General features: G+C 75.6%; 11 protein-coding genes and 1 pseudogene. 11 read left to right on the forward strand and 1 reads right to left on the reverse strand.

Annotated elements, in window-relative coordinates:
- Positions 1 to 36 precede the first annotated feature (36 nt).
- Together AC4H2H_RS07030 and AC4H2H_RS07035 are read left to right on the forward strand one after the other, a co-directional pair.
- Positions 37 to 861, forward strand: a complete 825-nt coding sequence (locus tag AC4H2H_RS07030; RefSeq protein WP_494370080.1) for an SDR family NAD(P)-dependent oxidoreductase — start codon at positions 37 to 39, stop codon at positions 859 to 861.
- 119 nt (positions 862 to 980) lie between these two features.
- Complete coding sequence (locus tag AC4H2H_RS07035; protein WP_494370081.1) at positions 981 to 5,012, forward strand: SCO7613 C-terminal domain-containing membrane protein; 4,032 nt, start codon at positions 981 to 983, stop codon at positions 5,010 to 5,012.
- A 76-nt stretch (positions 5,013 to 5,088) separates the two neighbouring features.
- On the opposite strand, the gene AC4H2H_RS07040 is transcribed toward AC4H2H_RS07035, so the two are convergent.
- On the reverse strand, positions 5,089 to 5,604 hold the full coding sequence (locus AC4H2H_RS07040; protein WP_494370082.1) for an Lrp/AsnC family transcriptional regulator: 516 nt from the start codon (positions 5,602 to 5,604) through the stop codon (positions 5,089 to 5,091).
- Between the two features lie 141 nt (positions 5,605 to 5,745).
- On the opposite strand from AC4H2H_RS07040, the gene AC4H2H_RS07045 reads away from it, so the two are divergent.
- From AC4H2H_RS07045 to AC4H2H_RS07085, 9 genes and pseudogenes are all read left to right on the forward strand, one after another.
- Positions 5,746 to 7,209: a thiamine pyrophosphate-dependent dehydrogenase E1 component subunit alpha gene (locus AC4H2H_RS07045; RefSeq protein WP_494370083.1), complete on the forward strand. Its 1,464-nt coding sequence runs from the start codon at positions 5,746 to 5,748 to the stop codon at positions 7,207 to 7,209.
- On the forward strand, positions 7,206 to 8,297 hold the full coding sequence (locus tag AC4H2H_RS07050) for an alpha-ketoacid dehydrogenase subunit beta (protein ID WP_494370084.1): 1,092 nt from the start codon (positions 7,206 to 7,208) through the stop codon (positions 8,295 to 8,297). Before AC4H2H_RS07045 ends, AC4H2H_RS07050 begins: the two co-directional genes overlap by 4 nt.
- Positions 8,297 to 10,003: a dihydrolipoamide acetyltransferase family protein gene (locus AC4H2H_RS07055; RefSeq protein ID WP_494370085.1), complete on the forward strand. Its 1,707-nt coding sequence runs from the start codon at positions 8,297 to 8,299 to the stop codon at positions 10,001 to 10,003. Before AC4H2H_RS07050 ends, AC4H2H_RS07055 begins: the two co-directional genes overlap by 1 nt.
- Positions 10,000 to 11,685, forward strand: a complete 1,686-nt coding sequence (locus AC4H2H_RS07060; protein ID WP_494370086.1) for a carboxyl transferase domain-containing protein — start codon at positions 10,000 to 10,002, stop codon at positions 11,683 to 11,685. The genes AC4H2H_RS07055 and AC4H2H_RS07060 overlap by 4 nt, the downstream gene beginning before the upstream one ends.
- Before the next feature lie 65 nt (positions 11,686 to 11,750).
- A complete protein-coding gene (locus AC4H2H_RS07065; protein ID WP_494370087.1) occupies positions 11,751 to 14,285 on the forward strand; it encodes an acetyl/propionyl/methylcrotonyl-CoA carboxylase subunit alpha in 2,535 nt (844 codons plus the stop codon).
- Positions 14,286 to 14,371: 86 nt separating this feature from the next.
- Complete coding sequence (locus AC4H2H_RS07070; protein WP_494370088.1) at positions 14,372 to 15,547, forward strand: acyl-CoA dehydrogenase family protein; 1,176 nt, start codon at positions 14,372 to 14,374, stop codon at positions 15,545 to 15,547.
- A gap of 132 nt (positions 15,548 to 15,679) precedes the next feature.
- Positions 15,680 to 16,153 (forward strand): annotated as a pseudogene (locus AC4H2H_RS07075) (MaoC family dehydratase); the annotation flags it as partial.
- Positions 16,154 to 16,407: 254 nt separating this feature from the next.
- Positions 16,408 to 17,292: an HpcH/HpaI aldolase/citrate lyase family protein gene (locus AC4H2H_RS07080; RefSeq protein WP_494370089.1), complete on the forward strand. Its 885-nt coding sequence runs from the start codon at positions 16,408 to 16,410 to the stop codon at positions 17,290 to 17,292.
- Positions 17,293 to 17,380: 88 nt separating this feature from the next.
- Positions 17,381 to 19,501: a tetratricopeptide repeat protein gene (locus tag AC4H2H_RS07085; protein ID WP_494370090.1), complete on the forward strand. Its 2,121-nt coding sequence runs from the start codon at positions 17,381 to 17,383 to the stop codon at positions 19,499 to 19,501.
- Positions 19,502 to 19,543: the final 42 nt, after the last annotated feature.

Here is a 19,543-nt window from a genome sequence, read left to right on the forward strand (position 1 = left end):
GTGAAGCCACTGGTTCCTCCGAGCAGGGAGTGCACGATGGATCGCCGAGACCTCAGTAGTCAGACCGTCGTCGTCACCGGGGCCAGCTCCGGCATCGGGGTCGCGCTCGCCCGCGCTCTCGCGGCCCGCGGGGCGGGCCTCGTGCTCGTCGCCCGACGGCGCGAGCGCCTCGAGCGACTGGCCACCGAGCTGGAGGGCGCGCACGGGACCGCCGTGACGGTCGTCCCCCTCGACCTGTCCGTGCCGTCGGCGGCCGCGGACCTGAGGGCCGCGCTCTCGGACGCAGGGGTCACCGTGACGAGCCTGATCAACAACGCCGGGTTCGGCACGTTCGGTGACTTCCTCGACGAGGAGCCGACGCGGCTCGCGGAGGAGGTCGCCGTCGACGTCTCGGCGCCGGTGCAGCTCAGCCACGCATTCCTCCCCGGCATCGTCGCCGCACGCGGATTCCTCATCAACGTCGCGAGCATGGCTGCGTACACGCCCACGCCGCGCATGGCGGTGTACGGCGCCTCGAAGGCGTTCGTCCTCAGCTTCACCGAGGCGCTGTGGGCGGAGCTCCGGGGCGCGGGAGTCACGGTCTTCGCGCTCTCTCCTGGTGCGACGAGCACGGAGTTCAACGCGGTGGTCGGCACGGACGACGCGACTGCGGGCGCCAGGATGCGCACACCGGACGACGTCGCGGCGACCGCGATGGCGCACCTGGACCGCCGCAACCCGGGCCCGGGCGTCATCGACGGGATCGGCAACCGGCTCAGCGCCTCCGTCGTACGCCTCGCGAGCAGGCGCTCGACGGCCGCGGTGATGCACCGGGTCACGGACCCCGCCCGCCGCGACAGCAGGCAGAGCGTCGCCCGGTGACGACGCCGGTCTCGGGCGGCGGTCTCGCGGCCTGAGGGACCGAGAGCCTTCACGGGACCGCCACGCGACCCCCTGTGGACAGGTCCCCAGGGGACGCTCAGGTTCGCCAGGATGTGCGCATGAGAGAGCCGTGGGTCGATGCCGCGCTGGCGCGGCTGCCCGAGACGCGTTCCTGCCCCGCGTGCGCCGCACCGTTGCGGTCGGCTCGCTGCGACCGGTGCCTGCTCGAGCTCACCGGCCCGCTCGCGTTCGAGGTCGCCGCCACGTCGAGGGCGGCCGCCGCTGCCCTCGCCCGTCGGCAGGAGGCGCTGGACGCCCTGCGCGCCTCCCAGCCCGCCGCGGCTGCGTGGGCCGCACGGACCGGCGTCGGCCCGGTCGCGGCACGCCCGGCAACGCCCCCGGTGACGCCTCGGGTGACCCGCCCGGCGACCCGCCCGGCGGAAGGCCCGGCCGTCCCGCAGGCGGCGGGTCACGTCACGCCGCCGCGCCCGCCGCACGGTCCGGGCCAGCCCCTCCCGCCGGGATCCCCGGCCCAGTCGTCTGGCTCCGTCGGGCTCCAGCCCGTGCTGGCGGCCGCCGGCGCGGGCCTGCTCGCCGTCGCGACGCTCGTCTTCGTCTTCTTCACGTTCGCCGACGACCTGGCGCTGCGGGCCCTGGTCACCGGGGTCGTCACGGTCCTCACCGTGGGCGCGGCGGTGTTCCTCCGGTCGCGCGGGCTGCGCTCGTCCGCCGAGGCGGTCGCGGCGCTCGCCGTCGTCCTCGCGCTCGTCGACGTCGAGCTCGCGCTGAGCGCGTGGGCCCTCGACCCGGTCGGTGCCGCGACCGCGCGCGCGACGCTGCTCGCGGTCGTCGTCGCCGCGCTCGGCGTCGTCGGGGACCAGGCGCGCGTGCGCGCGTGGGTGACGAGCGCCGTGCTGCTCGGGCCGGTGCTCCCGCTCGTCGCCGCACCTGCTGCGGGCGCGTCGTGGGGCTGGGCGACCGCGCTGCTCGTCACCGCGGGCCTCACCGCCGTCGCCGGGCCGGTCGCCGTGAGGGCCGGTGCGCGCGTCGGCAGCACGCTCGCCGTCGAGCGGACGTTCCTCGGCGTCGCGCGCACCGTCGCCGTGCCGCTCGCGGTGCTCGTCGGGCTCTCCGTCCCCGCGGTGCCCGGGCTTCCGACCGGGTCGGGTGCGGCCCTCGTCGCGCTCGGCGCCGCGCTCGTCTCGACGGTGCTGCGCGTCGCGACCGAGGAGCGGCGGTGGTTCGCGACCGGCGGCGCGACGGCGGTCCTCGCCGCTGCCCTGCTCGGTGTCGGGGGCGACGGCGGCTGGGTCGGGCTCGTGCCGGCGCTGGCCGCGATCGCCTGGCTCGTCGTGCTCGCGCTCAGCACGCCGCGGCTCGTGGCGGGGCTGCTCGGCGGGCCGCTGTCTGCCGCGGGACGCTCGGACGTCCTGCTCGGCGGGGCGGTCGTGGCGCTCCTCGCGGCGGGCCCTGCGCTGACCCTCGCCGGGCTCCGCGTCGCCGAGGTGCTCCTGACGCCCACCGGCGGCACGTCGGTCGCGGTCGACGACGCACCGCTCGGTCTCGGCGTCCTCGGGCCGGGGTCGTGGGGCGGCGACGTGTCCGTCCCCGTGCTGCTCGTCGGGATGCTCGCGGGCCTCTCCGCGGCGCTCGTCGTCTCCCTCGTCGCGGGGCACCTCGCGCTGCGCACGCCGCGGCAGCCGGGGCCGGGCGTTCCCGGCGCGGCCCCGCAGCACCCGCGTCTCGGCGCCGCGCCCGTCGTGCGCACGGGTCGCGTGCTCGCGCCGTGGCTCGCGCTCGTCCTGTTCCTGGCTGTCGTGCTCGACCCGCGCCTCGCGGCCGTGTCGTCCCTCGTCCTGCTCGCGCTCCTGGGGGCCGTGCTCGTCGTCGCGACGGCACTGCCGGTCGATCCGACGTCCCCGCCGCCCAGGGGTGCGTCCGCACCGGGCGCGCCCGTGCGGGCCGTGCGGCGCGGGCTCGGCGCGGTGCTGCGCCCCGTCGTCGGGCGCGTCGTCCCGACGCCGCGCGCGACGGTCCGGCACGGCCTCGCCCCGGTCGGCCGGGCCGAGCGACGGGTGTGGCGTGCCGCGGCGCTGACCGGGCTGATCATCGTGGTCCTGCTGCTCGTCGCCGGGTCCTGGGCCGCACGGCCGACCGCGACGGTCGGGGGCGTCGTGGTCGCGCTGCTGCTGCTCGCCGCGCGCGCCGTCGCTCCCCGCCGCCTGCACGCGCCGCTCGTCGCGTACGCGTACGCGTACGCGCTGCTCGTCCTCGGAGCGACCCTCGCGTGGACCGGCATCGGCGTCGTCGCGGTGCTGTGCACCGTCTCGGGGGTGGCGTCGCTCGTCGCGCTCGCGGTGACCCTCGTGCCGCGCGTCGAGCGGGAGTCGTGGTGGGCCGTGCTCGGCGTCACTGCCGTGCCGTTCGTCCTGGGCGTCCTCACGGTCGTGGACGAGCGCAGCTGGTGGTCCGTCGCCGCGTGCGTGGCGATGCTCGCGCTCGAGGTCGTCCTCGTCGTCTCGCGTCGCCCCGGGACGACGGCGCCCCTGCGCGTGCTCGCGGCGGCGCTCGTCCTCCCGACGGCGTCCGTCGCGGTGGTCAGCGCCGGCGCCCTGGTGCTGCCCGGCAGCGGGTCGCCCGTCGTGCTCCCGGTCGTCGCCGTGCTCGTGGCGACCGCGCTCGCGGGGGCGCGGCCCGTGCTGCACGCCCTCGGCCTCGCCGGCGCGCGACCGTGGGTCGAGGCGAGCGCGGCGTTCACCGGGGCGATCGCCGTCGGGCTGGCGTACGCCCGGCCGGCCGCGGGGCCCGAGATCGCCGTCGCGGTGCTGCTCGTCCTCGCCGTCGGGGCGGGGCTCGCTGCACGGGAGCGCGACCGGCGCGGGGAGTGGTGGCTCGCCGGCGCCCTCGCGACCGCCGCGCTGTGGACGGCGCTCGCCGCCGCCGACGTCGGCCTCGTCGAGGCCTACACCGTCCCGCCCGCGCTCGCCGCCCTCGTCACCGGCGCCGTGCTGGCGCGCCGCGCACCGCGCTGGTGGGAGCTCGCGACGGCGGGCCTCGTGCTGCTCGTCGTGCCGTCGGTGCTCGTCCTGGCCGGGCAGCCGGGAGCCGGCGACGTGCGCGCGACCGTCCTGCTCGGTGCCGGCGCACTGTGCGTGGCCGGGGGCGTGCTGCTGCTGCGGCACCCGAGCGGCTGGTCGCGGTCGGCGGCGCTCCGGCTCGCCGGGGCTGCCGTGCTCGCCGCGACCGCCGGGACGGTCGAGTCGCTGCACGTCGCGCACGTCCCCGGAGGCGGTGCTCTCTTCGCGCTCGGGTTCGCCTGGGCGCTCGCGGCCGGTGCCCTCGCGCTCGCCGCGGGGCTCGTCGCGGACCGCGTGACCCCCGACCGGTGGTCGGCCGTCGTCCGCCGGTGGGCTCTCGCGCCTGCCGGGGCGCTCGCCGTCGTGGGGACGGTCGCGAACGTGCGTCCCTCGTGGGGCGTCATCGCGACGGTGTGGTTCGTCGAGTGCGCACTGCTCGTCGTGCTGGTCGTCGGTGTGCGCCGTGCCGTCCGAGGCCGGTACGACCTGCCGCCCGCATGGTTCACGTGGCTCCTCGCGCTCACCGCCGCGATCGGTGCGTGGTCGCCGCGTGAGCTGCGTGTCGAGGTCTTCTCGCTCCCGCTCGGTGTCGGTCTGCTCGTGGCCGGGTACGTCGCGCTCAGCGCCACCGGCACGCCAGGGGCGGGGGCCGCCGTCGGGCGGGGCGGAGCGCTCGCCCGCCCGACACCGTCGCTCGCGACGTGGCCCGTGGGCTTCGTCGGGTCGTGGCGCACGCTGGCGCCGGGCATCCTCGCGACCGTCGGCCCGTCGGTGCTGGCGACGTACACCGACGCGCGCACGTGGCGAGCGGTGCTCGTCGTCGTGATCGCGCTCGCGGCGGTGCTCGTCGGGACGCGCAAGCACCTCGCGGCACCGTTCCTCCTGGGTGTCGCGGTGCTGCCGGTCGAGATCCTCGTCGTGTTCGTGTCGCAGCTGGGCACGCGGATCTCCGCCGGGCCGTGGATGCTCACGCTCGCTGCGGCCGGCGGCCTGCTGCTCATCATCGCGACGTACTACGAGCGCAGGATCGCCGCCTACGACGGCGCCGCCGCCTACCTCCGCGACCTGCGTTGAGAGTGGCTGCCCGGAGCCCGGCGCTGCCGAGGTAGAACCCTGGTCCGCCGAGATAGAACGGTGGTCGACCAGGGTTCTACCTCGGCGGGCCGGGGTGCTCCCGCTGCGGAGGCGGGGTGGTCCTGGCGCGGCGCTGCTGCTCGATGAGGGGGCGCAGGCGGTAGGGGACGAGCTCGCCCATCGACAGCGAGGTCTCGGTCCGCTCGACCCCGTCGATCGCGAGGATCGCGGCGTCGATGCGGAACAGGTGGTCGGTGTCGCGGCACGCGACGGTGACGCGGAGGTCCGCCGTCCCGCTGCGCCCGTGGGCCTGGACCACCTCGGGGATCAGCGCGACGTCCTCGACGATCCGGGCGAGCTCCTTCTGGCGGAGCTGCACCTCGACGAACGCCGTGAGCGGGTGCCCGAGGACGTGCGGGTCGATGCGCCGGTCGAGGTCGAGGAACGCGCCCTCGGCCTCGAGCCGGGCGAGGCGTGCCGCGACGGTGTTGCGCGAGAGCCGCAGCCGGTCGGCGAGCGCGACGATCGTCGCCCGCGGGTCGTCGGCGAGCGCGAGCAGGAGGTCGAGGTCGACAGCGTCGGCGCTGTGCATGCTGCTCACCCTAGCGGAGTGATGGTGATCACACTGCGCAGCGTGTCGGACGTCGGTGGAGCCATGTGCGTGACGCGGGTTACGTTCGCCTCATCCGGTGCTCGACGGTGAGCGCCGGCCCCGAGAGGTGAGGTGGCGATGATGTCCAGCGAACCTGCGGTGCGGACCGGTCCGACGGCGGCGACCCCGCCGAAGGCGCACGACGGTCACCGGGCGGCAACCCCGCGCGACGCACGAGCAGAGCGGAAGAACCCGGTGCGCGACGTCGTGCAGGGGGTGCCCGTCGACCAGCATCGGGGTGCTCCGGACGGCGCGCACTCGGCCGGTTCGACGCCCACGGTCGGTGACGCTCCCCGTCCAGCCGGGGACACGGCGTCGGGCACGACGCCGACGCTGCGCCTGCTGGAGGAGGACGGCACGCGCCGCCCCGACCCGGAGCTCGACCGCTGGCTCGCCGACCTCGACCTCGACGCCCCCGACGAGTCCGCGCGCGACGCGGCCCGGGCGGCGCTGCTGCGGCTCTACGAGGACATGGTCGTGGCACGGCGGGTCGACGCCGAGGCGACCGCCCTCCAGCGGCAGGGCGAGCTTGCGCTGTGGCCGCCGCTGCTCGGCCAGGAGGCGGCGCAGATCGGCTCGGCGCGCGCGCTGCGCGACGACGACTTCGTCTTCTCCTCCTACCGCGAGCACGCCGTGGCGCGGGTGCGCGGCGCCGCGCTCGTCGACCTCGTGCGCGTGTGGCGCGGCGTCGCTGTGGCCGGGTGGGACCCGTACGCGATCGGCATGGCGCCGACGCAGGTCATCATCGGCGCGCAGGCGCTGCACGCGACCGGCTGGGCGATGGGCGTGCAGCTCGACGTCCACGCCGGCCGCGTCGACGCCGGTGCCGGGCTCCCCGTTGGGGTCGCGTACTTCGGCGACGGCGCCATGAGCCAGGGCGACGTCAACGAGGCGTTCGTCTTCGCCTCGACGTACCGGTCGCCCGTCGTCTTCTTCTGCCAGAACAACCAGTGGGCCATCTCCGAGCCCGTCGCGCTGCAGTCGCGCGTCCCGCTCGCCGAGCGCGCCCGCGGGTTCGGCATGCCCGGCGTCCGCGTCGACGGCAACGACGTCCTCGCCGTCCTCGCGGTCACGCGGGCGGCGCTGGACCGGGCGCGGCACGACGGCGGCCCGACCCTCGTCGAGGCCGTCACCTACCGCATGGGCCCGCACACCACGGCCGACGACCCGAAGCGCTACCGCGACTCGGCCGAGGTCGAGGCCTGGGCGGGGCGCGACCCGGTCGCGCGCTTCGAGGCGTACCTGCGCGGGGTGGGCGTCCTCGACGACGACGCAGCCGCTCGCGTGCAGGGCGCCGCCGACGCCGCCGCCGCCGAGCTGCGGGCCGGGTGCGTCGCGCTCACCGACCCGCCGCCGCTCTCGCTCTTCGACCACGTGTACGCCGAGCCGCACCCCGCGCTCGGGCGCGAGCGCGCCGAGTACGCGCACTACCTCGCGTCGTTCGGCGACGCGGCCGGGGACGCAGCCGGGGACGACGACGCGGGCGCGCCGGGCGTCGGGGGCGACCGTTCGCCGTCGGGCACCGTGACGGGAGTGACGCGATGACCACGACCCTCACGCTCGCGAAGGCGCTCGGCGCCGGGCTCCAGCGCGCCATGACCGACGACGACCGCGTGGTCGTCATGGGCGAGGACGTCGGGAAGCTGGGCGGCGTCTACCGCGTGACGGACGGGCTGCAGGCCGAGTTCGGGCCGCGGCGCGTGCTCGACACCCCGCTCGCGGAGTCGGGGATCATCGGCACGGCCGTCGGGCTCGCGTACCGCGGGTACCGGCCGGTGTGCGAGATCCAGTTCGACGGCTTCGTGTTCGTCGCGTTCGACCAGATCGTGTCGCAGCTCGCGAAGATGCACGCGCGCACCGGGGGGAACGTGCGGCTCCCGATCACGATCCGCATCCCCGTCGGGGGCGGCATCGGCGCGGCCGAGCACCACTCGGAGTCGCCGGAGGCGCTGTTCGCGCACGTCGCGGGCCTGCGCGTCGTGTCGGTCGCGAACCCGCAGGACGCGTACACGGTGCTGCGCCAGGCGGTCGCGTGCGACGACCCGGTGATCTTCTTCGAGCCCAAGCGGCGCTACCACCTCAAGGGCGAGGTCGACCTCGACCCGTCCGAGCCACTGCCCCTGGACCGGGCGCGCGTCGTGCGCGAGGGCCACGACGTCACGCTCGTGACGTGGGGCGGCCTCGTCGGGACGGCACTCGACGCCGCGGTCGCCGCGTCCGACGACGGCGTGTCCGTCGAGGTGATCGACCTGCGATCGCTCTCGCCGGTCGACCACGACACCGTCGCGGCGTCGGTCCGCAAGACGGGCCGCGTCGTCGTGACGCACGAGGCGCCGCGCCACGCCGGGCTCGGCGCGGAGATCGCGGCGACCGTCGCGGACCGCTGCTTCGAGTACCTCGAGGCGGCGCCCGTGCGCGTCACCGGGCACGGCATCCCGTACCCGCCCGCGAAGCTCGAGGGGCACTACCTGCCCGACCTCGACCGCATCCTCGACGGCGTCGACCGCGCGCTCGGCCGGGCCGAACCGTTCGTCGCTTCGACGCCCGGGGCGGTCGCTGCCGACGACGCAGCGCCGGTCGCGTCGTCGGGCTCCACTGGGGCGTCGCGCCCGGTCGAGGCGGTGGCCCGGTGATGACGATGCGCGAGTTCCGCCTCCCCGACCTCGGGGAAGGTCTCACCGAGTCCGACATCGTGAGCTGGCACGTGCACGCGGGCGACCGCGTCGAGCTGAACCAGGTCATCGCCGAGGTCGAGACGGCCAAGGCGCTCGTCGACCTCCCGTCCCCGTACGCGGGCGTCGTCGCGTCGCTGCACGCGGAGGAGGGCCAGACCGTCACCGTCGGAGAACCGCTCGTGACGTTCGAGGTCGACGACGGCGCCCCGCCCCCCGCTCCCGCCGATCCCCTGGGACCTGTGGCCGGCCCGGGTGCCGAACCCGGGGATAACGATGTTTCGGCCGCCGGATCGGTGGACAACCCCGGGTTCGGCAATGCGCCGTCGGGTGGCCCGGAGTCGAATGCCGAGGCCGGCGCGCAGGAGCCGAACCTCGTCGGGTACGGGGCCGGACCCGAGCAGACGGGCCGACCGACGCGCCGCCGTCGGGCAGGCCTGACGGCGGCGACACAGCCGCGGCCCGAGACGCCCGCCGAACCCCGGGTTGTACACGGTTCGGCGGCCGGATCCGTGGACAACCCCAGGTTCGACGCCGCGCGGCCGCGGTCGACGCCGCCGGTGCGCGCGCTCGCGAAGAAGCTCGGCGCGCACCTCGAGCGCGTCGAGGGCACCGGCCGCGACGGCCTCATCACGCGCGAGGACGTCCTGGCTGCGGTGAGCTGCCACCGCGACGTCGTGCGGCAGCCTCAGGACGCGCGCGTCGCTCACCCCGGGCCGACGACGGCGCTCGGCGGCCCGACGGCGCCTACCGGCGAGAGGGGAGAAGTGGCCCCTGCCGGCGCCGGTCGAGGGGCCACTTCTCACCTCTCGGTAGGCTCCGATGCCGGTGTCGACGCCGGCCCTGGGCTCGAGCCCGACGTCGTGCCGGTGCGGGGCGTGCGCAAGCACACCGCCGCGGCGATGGTGTCGAGCGCGTTCACCGCGCCGCACGCGACGGTGTTCCTCACGGTCGACGTGACCCGCAGCGTCGGGCTCCTCGAGCGCCTGCGCACGCACCGCCTCGCGCGGGGCGCACGGATCACGGTGATGGCGCTTGCGGCGCGGGCGCTGTGCCTCGCGCTGCCGCGGCACCCCGCGCTCAACAGCGCGTGGCGCGACCTGCCCGACGGCTCGGCGGAGATCGTGCGGCACCGCCGCGTGCACCTCGGCATCGCGGTCGCCACCGACCGCGGGCTCGTCGTGCCGCACGTCCCCGACGCGCAGGACCTCGACCTGCCCGACCTCGCCGTCGCGCTCACCGACCTCACGGTCACCGCACGCGACGGCCGCACGACCCCCGAACGACTCACGGGCGGCACCATCTCGATCACCAACGTCGGAGTCTTCGGTGTCGACGCGGGCACCCCGATCCTCGTGCCCGGCGAGGCGGCCATCCTCGGCCTGGGCGCGGTCCGTCGTCGGCCCTGGGAGCACGACGGCGCGGTTGCCCTGCGCGACGTCGTCACGCTGAGCCTCTCGTTCGACCACCGTGTGGTCGACGGCGAGCAGGGCGCGCGCTTCCTCGCCGAGCTCGGCGCGCTGCTCGAGGACCCGGCGCTCGCACTCCTCGCCGGCGGCTCGACACCAACGGGTGGCACGCCGTCCGGCCGAACCCGGGCTTCCTCGTCACGGGAACCCGGACATGACGTACAGACCCGGGTTCGGCAGGGGGAGGTGGGGGCGTGACCGTGCTGACGACCGCCGTCGACCCGGGATCCGAGGCCGCCCGCGCGAACGACGCCGCGCAGCGGGCGCTCGCGGACGAGCTGCGCGAGCGCACGGCGACCGTTGCGCAGGGCGGCCCGGCGTCGTCGCGCGACCGGCACGTCGCGCGCGGCAAGCTGCTGCCGCGCGACCGCGTCGACCGGCTGCTCGACGAGGGCAGCCCGTTCCTCGAGCTCGCGCCGCTCGCGGGGTACGGCGTGGACGACGGCGCGTGGCCGGCCGCGGGGGTCGTCGCCGGGATCGGCGTCGTGAGCGGGCGGCAGGTCATGGTCGTGTGCAACGACGCGACCGTGAAGGGCGGCACGTACCACCCGCTCACGGTGAAGAAGCACCTGCGCGCGCAGGAGGTCGCGCTGGAGAACCGGTTGCCGTGCGTCTACCTCGTCGACTCGGGCGGCGCGTTCCTCCCGCGTCAGGCCGAGGTGTTCCCCGACCGCGACCACTTCGGCCGGATCTTCTACCACCAGGCCCGGCTGTCGGCGGCGGGGATCCCGCAGATCTCCGCGGTCCTCGGGTCGTGCACCGCGGGCGGCGCGTACGTGCCGGCGATGAGCGACGAGACCGTCATCGTGCGCGACCAGGGCACGATCTTCCTCGGCGGCCCGCCCCTCGTGAAGGCGGCGATCGGAGAGGTCGTCACGGCCGAGGAGCTCGGCGGGGGCGAGCTGCACGCGCGGCGCAGCGGCGTCGTCGACCACCTCGCCGACGACGACGAGGACGCGCTCGACCGGGTCCGCCGCATCGTCGCGACGCTCCCGCCCGACCCCGAGCCGGCGTGGGACGTCGTGCCGGGCGAGCCCCCCGTCGTCGGGCACGACGACGGTTCGCCCGGGCACGACGACGGTTCGCCCGGGCGCGGCGCCTCGCCCGCCCGAGGCGGCGAAGGTTTGTACAGCGCCGTCCCGACCGATGTACAAGCCCCGTACGACCCGCGCGAGCTCATTGCGCGCCTCGTCGACGGCAGCCGGTTCGACGAGTTCAAGCGCGAGTACGGCGACACGCTCGTCACGGGCTTCGCGCGGATCCACGGGCACCCGGTCGGGATCCTCGCGAACCAGGGCGTGCTGTTCTCCGCGTCGGCGCTCAAGGGCGCGCACTTCGTCGAGCTGTGCGACCAGCGCGGCATCCCGCTGCTGTTCCTGCAGAACATCTCGGGCTTCATGGTCGGCACCGACGCCGAGGCGGGCGGCATCGCGAAGGACGGGGCGAAGATGGTCACCGCCGTCGCGACGACGCGCGTCCCGAAGCTCACCGTGATCGTCGGGGGGTCGTTCGGTGCCGGGAACTACTCGATGTGCGGGCGTGCCTATGCGCCGCGCTTCCTCTGGTCCTGGCCGGCGAGCCGCATCTCCGTCATGGGCGGGCCGCAGGCCGCCTCCGTGCTCTCGACCGTGAAGCGCGACCAGCTCGCCGCGCGTGGCGAGACGTGGGACCCGGCTGAGGAGGCCGCGTTCGGCGACGGCATCCGCGCCGACTACGACGAGCACGGCAGCCCGTACTACGCGACCGCCCGGCTCTGGGACGACGGCGTCATCGACCCCGCCGACACGCGCCGCGTGCTCGGTCTCGCCCTCGGCGTGTGCGCGCGCACGCCCCTGCCCGAGACCTGGACCGGCGACCGGTTCGGGCTCTTCCGGATGTGACTGCCGTGACCGCTCCCACGCCCCGCCCATCGCCCAGGGCCTCATCCGGCGCGCCCTTCGGCACCGTGCTCGTCGCGAACCGCGGCGAGATCGCATGTCGCCTGATCGGCACGCTGCGGCGCCTCGGCACCCGCTCCGTCGCCGTCTTCTCCGACGCCGACGCCGACGCGCGGCACGTCCGCGAGGCCGACGTCGCGGTCCGCCTCGGCCCCGCTCCGGCGGCGCGCAGCTACCTCGACGTCGAGGCCGTCGTCGCGGCGGCCGTCGCGACCGGCGCCGACGCGATCCATCCCGGCTATGGCTTCCTCTCCGAGAACCCCGCGCTCGCCGTGGCCTGCGAGCGCGCCGGCATCGCGTTCGTCGGGCCGGGCGTCGAGGCGCTGGAGGCGATGGCCGACAAGCTCGCCGCCAAGAGCATCGTCGGCGCCCGCGGGGTCCCTGTGGTCCCCGGTGCAGGGGAACCCGGGATGGACGACGACGCGCTGTTCGCCGCCGCGGGCGACGTCGGGTTCCCGCTGCTCGTCAAGCCGTCGGCCGGGGGCGGCGGCAAGGGAATGGTCGTCGTGCGTGCGGCCGACGACCTGCCCGGCGCCCTGGCCTCCGCCCGACGGATCGCCGCGGCGTCGTTCGGCGACGACACGCTCCTGCTCGAACGGCTCGTCGAGGCGCCGCGCCACATCGAGGTGCAGGTGCTCGCGGACACGCACGCGAACGTGATCCACCTCGGTGAGCGCGAGTGCTCGCTCCAGCGCCGCCACCAGAAGGTCGTCGAGGAGGCGCCGTCGCCCCTGCTCACCGCGGACCAGCGCGCCCGCATGGGCGACGCCGCGTGCGAGGTCGCGCGCTCCGTCGGATACGTCGGCGCCGGGACCGTCGAGTTCCTCGTGCCCGCCGCGACCCCTGACGAGTTCTTCTTCATCGAGATGAACACGCGCCTCCAGGTCGAGCACCCTGTCACCGAGATGGTCACCGGCCTCGACCTCGTCGAGCTCCAGCTCCGCATCGCCGCGGGCTCGCCGCTCGGGCTGGTGCAGGACGACGTCGTGCTGCGCGGCCACGCCGTCGAGGCACGCCTCTACGCCGAGTCGCCCGAGCGGGGTTTCCTGCCCGCGACCGGGACCGTCCTCGTGTACGACGACGACGGCGTCCCCTCCGGACCCGACGCGTCGCCGCTGCGGCTCGACTCCGGGATCTTCCCTGGGGCGGTCGTGGGCGGGCACTACGACCCCATGCTCGCGAAGGCTGTCGCGTGGGGGGCGACGCGCGACGAGGCCGTCGACCGGCTCGACGGGCTGCTCGTGCGGACCGTCGTGCTGGGGGTCGAGACGAACACCGCGTTCCTGCGGTTCTTGCTCGCGGATCCTGAAGTCCGGGCCGGGCGGCTCGACACCGGGTTGATCGACCGGGTTGTTTCGGCTGGATCTGGGTCCGTGGTCGGGTCCGGCGAGGGGGTGGGGGGTGTGCGCGCCGTCTACCATCCGCGGGCTCGTTCCTCGCCCGCTCCCGCCAAGCCCGACCACGACGGCGCGCACACCCCCCACCCCCTCGCCTCGTCCGTCGGCTCACCCGGCGACGGATTCGGTGCGGGTGGTTCTCGTGGTGTCGGGTCGGCTGTCGGGTTGCCTCGCGACGGCGCGAGGGAGGGTGAGGCTCGCGGTGTCGGGTCGCCTGGTATCGACGCGGGGTCGGGTTCGGCTCGTGCGGTCCGTTCGCCCGGTGGGTCGCACGTCGACGGCGGCGTGCGGTGGGTCGAGGTCGTCGCCGCGGCGTTGTTCGTCGTCGGTCGCGACGCCGAACCCGGGGTTGGCGACAGTTTCGAGCGAGATGTTGTCGGTAACCCCGGGTTCGGCGGGGGGCCTCGGGCCGACGACGATCCGTGGCGGGTCGGCGACGGGTGGCGGCTCAACGGGGCTGCCGCCGCGCGGCGGGTCGTGCTGGTCGATGCCGCCGGGGACGACCACGAGGTGCGCGTCACCGGGACGGCGCGCGACGCCGTCGTGCAGGGCGCGTGCGCGGACGACGACGCGTGGGACGCCGCGACCGGGGAGGGTTCGTCGGTCGTGGAACGTGCCAACGGCACGGCCGACGCGCCGGTCCGGCGCTCACGCACCGGGATCGAGCGCGATGCGACCGCCGACGGCGCGTGGTGGGTCTCGGTCGACGGGGTGCGGGAGCGGGTGCGGCTCGCCCTCGACGACCAGCAGCCCGCTGACGGCGCGCCCGCCACGGTGTGGCTGTGGCACGACGGGCGGACGGTCGCCCTCGTGGCCCCCGACCGGGGCGAGCGGGCCGCTCGGGCGCGGGCCGACCGCCGTCGGGCACGGGGTCACGTGCCGGGAGCCACCGATCCCGAGGTGCGCGCAGCCATGCCCGGGACGGTCGTGACGGCCGTCGCGGACGGCGAGACCGTCGCCGCCGGGGCCGTGCTCGTCACGGTCGAGGCCATGAAGATGGAGCACCCGCTGCTCGCCCCGCACGACGGCGTCGCGACCGTGCGGGTGCGCCCCGGCGACCTCGTGCGCCGGGACCAGGTGGTCGCCGTCGTCGACCCTGTCACCGCACCGGACCGGGCCAGCCGCGAACCAGCACCACCGAGATAGCGACCACCCGCCCAGATAGCGGTCGCCGGTCACTACCTCGACCGGACGTCGCTATCTCGGCACCACTCCGACACCCAGGGAGCATCATGATCGAGGCCGACGTCCTGCTCGACGACGAGCAGAGGAAGCTCAGCCAGGTGGTGCGCGACTTCGCCGACAGCGTCGTCGCGCCGGCCGCCTACCAGTACGACACCGAACGCCGCCTGCCGATGGAGATCATCGCGCAGATGGGCGACCTCGGGCTGTTCGGCCTGCCGTTCCCCCGCGAGATCGGCGGCCAGGGGCAGGACTACGTGTCGCTGTGCCTCGCGGTCGAGGCGCTCGCGCGCGTGGACCAGTCCATCGCGGTGACGCTCGAGGCGGGCGTCGGGCTCGGCATCGTGCCGATCTACCGGCACGGGTCGCGCGAGCAGCAGGAGCGCTGGCTGCCCGACCTGCTCGCCGGGAAGGCGCTCGCGGCGTTCGGCCTGACCGAGGCCGAGGCGGGCTCGGACGCGGGCGGCACCCGCACGACCGCGCGGCTCGACGGCGACGAGTGGGTGATCGACGGGTCGAAGCAGTTCATCACCAACTCCGGGACCCCGATCACGAGCCTCGTGACGATCACGGCCGTCACGGGCGAGACGCGCGGCCCGGACGGCGCGGTGCGCAAGGAGCTGTCGAGCATCATCGTGCCCGCGGGGACGCCGGGGCTCGAGGTCGGGCCGGCGTACGACAAGGTGGGCTGGCACACGTCCGACACGCATCCGCTCACGCTCACCGGAGTGCGCGTGCCGGCGGAGAACCTGCTCGGCGAGCGGGGCCGGGGGTACGCGAACTTCCTGCGCGCGCTCGACGAGGGTCGCATCGCGTTCGCCGCGCTCGCGACGGGCGCGGCGCAGGGCTGCCTCGAGGAGGCGCTGCGGTACTCGAAGGAGCGGGTGGTGTTCGGGCGCGCGATCGGCGAGAACCAGCACGTCGCGTTCACGCTCGCCCGCATGCAGGCCCGCGTCCACACCGCGCGGCTCGCGTGGCTCGATGCGGCGCAGAAGCTCGTGCGCGGCAAGCCGTTCAAGGCCGAGGCGTCGGTCGCGAAGCTCGTGGGCGGCGAGGCGGCGATGGCCAACGCGCGCGACGCGTCGCAGATCTTCGGCGGCTACGGCTTCCTCAACGAGAACCCTGTGGCGCGGCACTACCGCGACGCGAAGATCCTCGAGGTCGGCGAGGGCACCACCGAGGTGCAGCTCATGGTCATTGCGAGGAGCCTGGGCCTGGAGGGTTGACCCGGGGTCGCGCGCCGAGCACGGGGTTGCTGTCGTTCTGGAGCGTGTTGCGACAGCAACCTCGTGGTCGACGGCGGGCAGGGTCGTTCTCGGCGGACGTCGCCGGGGCGCGGCGAGTGGGAGGGAGCAACGATGCGCGAGGTGGTCCAGCGGGGCCTGTACTACGACGAGCTCGAGACCGGCGTGGTGTACCGCCACCGGCCCGGGCGCACGCTCACGGAGGCGGACGACGTCGTCTTCTCCACGCTCACGATGAACCACCAGGCGCTGCACCTCGACGCCGCGTGGGCCGCGACGCAGCCGTTCGGGCAGCGGCTCGTCAACTCGATGATGACGCTGTCGACGCTCGTCGGGCTGTCGGTCGGGCAGGTCACGCAGGGCACGATCGTCGCGAACCTCGGGTTCCGCGAGGTCGAGTTCCCGAAGCCCCTGTTCCACGGCGACACGCTCTACGCCGAGACGGAGGTCGTCGAGAAGCGGCTCTCGGCGTCGCGCCCCGGGCAGGGCGTCGTCACGCTCGAGCACCGTGGGCTCAACCAGGACGGCGTCCTGGTCGCACGCGCGGTGCGCACCGCGCTCTTCTGGACGCGCGCGGCCCACGAGGCCGCCGGCTCCGTGCCCGACGGCGGTGGGTCGCCGGAGGGTGCCGAACCCCGGGTTGCGGGGCACCCGCACGACGCCGAACCCGGGGTTGCGGGCCAGGCAGAGGCCGACGTGACCCTCAACCCCGGGTTCGGCGGGGAGACCGGCACAGGTGCGCCGCGCAGCGATCACCACGAGCCCGTCCTGAACCGCGGTGACGAGGACGGCGCGTGGTGAGCGCCGCCGAACCCGGGCTTGCTGGTCATGGGGAGGCCGAGGTGACGCATGATCCCGGGTGCGGAACCCTGGCCGCGGGCGGCGGGTTCGGGCTCGGGCCGGCGCTGCTGTTCTGCCCCGGCGACCGGCCCGACCGCTTCGCCAAGGCTGCCGACCGTGCCGACGGTGTGATCCTCGATCTGGAGGACGCCGTCGCCGCCGCCTCGAAGGACGCCGCCCGTCGCGCGGTCATCGAGGCGTCGGCGGTCCTCGATCCGTCCCGGACCGTCGTGCGCGTCAACGCCGTCGGGACCCCCGAGCACGCGCTCGACGTCGCGGCGCTCGCGGACACGCGGCTGCGCACGGTCATGGTCGCCAAGGCGGGCCCGGAGCTGCTCGGCTCGCTCGGGGCGCTCGCGACGACGCTGCCCGGGATCCGGGTCGTCGCTCTGTGCGAGACGGCGGCCGGCGTCCTCGCGGCCCCGCAGCTCGCGCAGCGGGACGAGGTCGTCGCGCTCATGTGGGGCGCGGAGGACCTCGTGGCGTCGCTCGGTGGGACGTCGAGCCGGCGGGCGGACGGGACCTACCGCGACGTCGCACGGCACGCCCGCGCGTCCGTCCTGCTCGCCGCGGGCGCGGCGGGCAAGGCGGCGGTCGACGCCGTGCACGTCGACGTCGCGGACCTCGAGGGGCTGCGGTCCGAGGCCGAGGACGCCGCCGCGTCGGGGTTCGCCGCGACCGCGTGCATCCACCCGAGCCACGTCCCCGTCATCCGCGCGGCCTACGCCCCGACGCCCGAGGAGGCGGCCGCGGCCCGCGCACTGCTCGACGCCGCGGCCGCGAACCCCGGTGGGCCCGACGCCGTGTTCACGTACGACGGCCGCATGGTCGACGGCCCGGTCCTGCGGCACGCCGAGGCGGTGCTGCGTCGGGCGGGCGCTCGCTGACGGTGCGTCACGCGCACCCCGCTGACGGGGAGCGGTCCCCATGGGACCTCCGCGCGCGACGCCGTCCCGGGGCCGTACTGTCGGGCGCGTGACCGACGCGACCGGGCAGGACCCGCAGCAGAGCCAGCACTGGACCGAGGGCTTCCCGCACCTCGCCGACCGCGCCGCGACGCAGCTGGGGATCGACGTCCCGACCGTCGCCCGATACAGCAAGGTCGTGCCCGGCGGGTTCCACGTGTGGACACCGGGGCGCGGCGGCGCGCAGACGGTCGTCGGGTTCGACGGGTCGGTGTACACGCGCGAGTCGTCGTTCTCGCAGGCCGACCTGGTCGCCGGCTTCCAGGCAGGCCACCGGTTCGACCCGGTCGCCACCGGTCATCCGCTCCCGCACGCGGCGTCGGGCGCGGCGGCGCTCGTGCGGTTCCTGCGGTCCGGCGAGAAGGGGGTCGCCACCGCGGAGGGCCTGAGCGAGGACGAGCTCGCCGAGATCGCGGGCGCGCCGTTCCGGCAGACGACGCCCGACGAGATCGTCGACCGGTTGCTCGCGCGCGGGAAGGGCGCGTACGCGGTCGTCGGCATCGACCGCGCCCACGGGCCGGGGCACTGGTTCGTCGCGCACTGCGACGGCGAGGTCGTCCGCGCGCTCGACCCGCTCTCGCGCCGCCTGCTGGACTCCTGGCCGCCGGCGCCGGACGCCGTGCGCTGGTGGGCCGACGGCGAGCCGACGCGGCAGCCGCAGCAGGTCACCGCCGAGACCCGCTCGCGGCACGGGCGGCGCGTGTGGGTGCGGACGACGCCGGAGCTGCTGCCCTGGACGAAGAACCTGCTCGACTGGTACGCCTCGACGGGACCGGAGCGCGTCGCGGCGGGCAAGGGCACCTGGTACGGGTTCTGGTGGACGGTTCTCGGCGCCGACGGCGACGACCTGCGCGTCGGGGCGACGGACCTCACGAAGCCGGGGATCGAGACGACCACGTGGGACGTCGACCCGATGCTCCGTGTGCTGCAGCAGCTCAACCAGATGGCGACCTTCAGCAAGGTGAAGCGGCAGGAGATCCGCTTCGTCGACCGCCTGCTCGTCCAGGACGGCTACGCGACGGCGCCGGAGGTCTACCTCACGCACCAGCCCGAGGGCAACGGGCGCACGGGCTGGTTCGTCACGACGCGCCCCGAGGCGCCCCGCGGCGGCACGACCGAGGTCGCCGCGCACGAGCTCTGGCGCGCGGCTCCGCACCTCGTGCGCTACCTCGCCCTGCCGCAGGGCTGGCGGGCGATGTACACGAACAACCGGACGGCGCGGCTCTGGAACCCCGACGGCGAGCTCGTGTGGGACGTGGACGCGGCGAGCGGTACGACGGCGGAGGTCGCGTCGTCGGGTGCGGCGCCACGGCCGCGGGGCAGCGCGGCGTACGAGGAGGCGCGGGCCGCCCTCGAGGACCGGGCAGCGAGCCGCGAGCGGCTCCTCGCCGCGGCGTACGGGCTGCGTGACGCGTTCGTCCGCAACGAGCACGTCATCGGGCTGCTGCCGCCCGACGCCGAGCGGGTGATGGTGGACGCGTACCGCGCGGCCGACGCCGGCGGTGCGGACCAGGTCTCGCGCGAGGCCGCGACGGCGTGGGTGCGGGAGGCGTACTTCCGCGGCCTGCCGCTCGCCGCGGAGGCCGCCGGCCGCGTGGACCGGCTCGCGGAGGACGACCCCGACGGGAGCGCCCACGTGCTGCGCGGGTGGATGCGCTACAACGGGTACGGGTTCGCGCAGGACCCTGCGGCCGCCGTCGCCGACCACGAGGAGGGGGCGCGCCGCGGGAACGGCGACGCGCTCTTCGAGCTCGCGGTGCTCACCGGGACGGGGCAGGGCACGCCGGTCGACGCGGACCGCTCGCGGCAGTTCCTCGAACGGGCGGCGGACGCCGGGCACCCGCGCGCGCTGTACAACCTCGCCGCCGAGCACGCGACGGGCCGTGGCCGCCCGCGGGACCCGGCGCGCGCGCTCGAGCTCTACCTCCGGGCGGGGGACGAGGGCAACGGGCGGGCCGCCTTCACGGCCGGCGTCATGATCCTCACCGGGGACGGCGCGCTGCCCGACCCCGCGCGTGCCGCACGGGTCCTCGGCCAGGCCGAGGACCTCGGTTTCGACGTGCGCGACGCCGCGGAGCAGCTCCCGCCGCAGCTCGCCGAGGCGGTCGTGAGCGCGGTGGGCGGCGGATGATCGCACCGCTGCGAGAACTTCGCACGTCGTGACGTTACGAAG

Source organism: Cellulosimicrobium sp. BMG9.22, assembly GCF_059159975.1.

Bases quoted from the DNA above. Each gene is read 5' to 3' on its own strand.
- AC4H2H_RS07030 (WP_494370080.1), top strand. From the start codon at position 37: ATGGATCGCCGAGACCTCAGTAGTCAGACCGTCGTCGTCACCGGGGCC.
- AC4H2H_RS07035 (WP_494370081.1), top strand. From the start codon at position 981: ATGAGAGAGCCGTGGGTCGATGCCGCGCTGGCGCGGCTGCCCGAGACG.
- AC4H2H_RS07040 (WP_494370082.1), bottom strand. From the start codon at position 5,604: ATGCACAGCGCCGACGCTGTCGACCTCGACCTCCTGCTCGCGCTCGCC.
- AC4H2H_RS07045 (WP_494370083.1), top strand. From the start codon at position 5,746: ATGTCCAGCGAACCTGCGGTGCGGACCGGTCCGACGGCGGCGACCCCG.
- AC4H2H_RS07050 (WP_494370084.1), top strand. From the start codon at position 7,206: ATGACCACGACCCTCACGCTCGCGAAGGCGCTCGGCGCCGGGCTCCAG.
- AC4H2H_RS07055 (WP_494370085.1), top strand. From the start codon at position 8,297: ATGACGATGCGCGAGTTCCGCCTCCCCGACCTCGGGGAAGGTCTCACC.
- AC4H2H_RS07070 (WP_494370088.1), top strand. From the start codon at position 14,372: ATGATCGAGGCCGACGTCCTGCTCGACGACGAGCAGAGGAAGCTCAGC.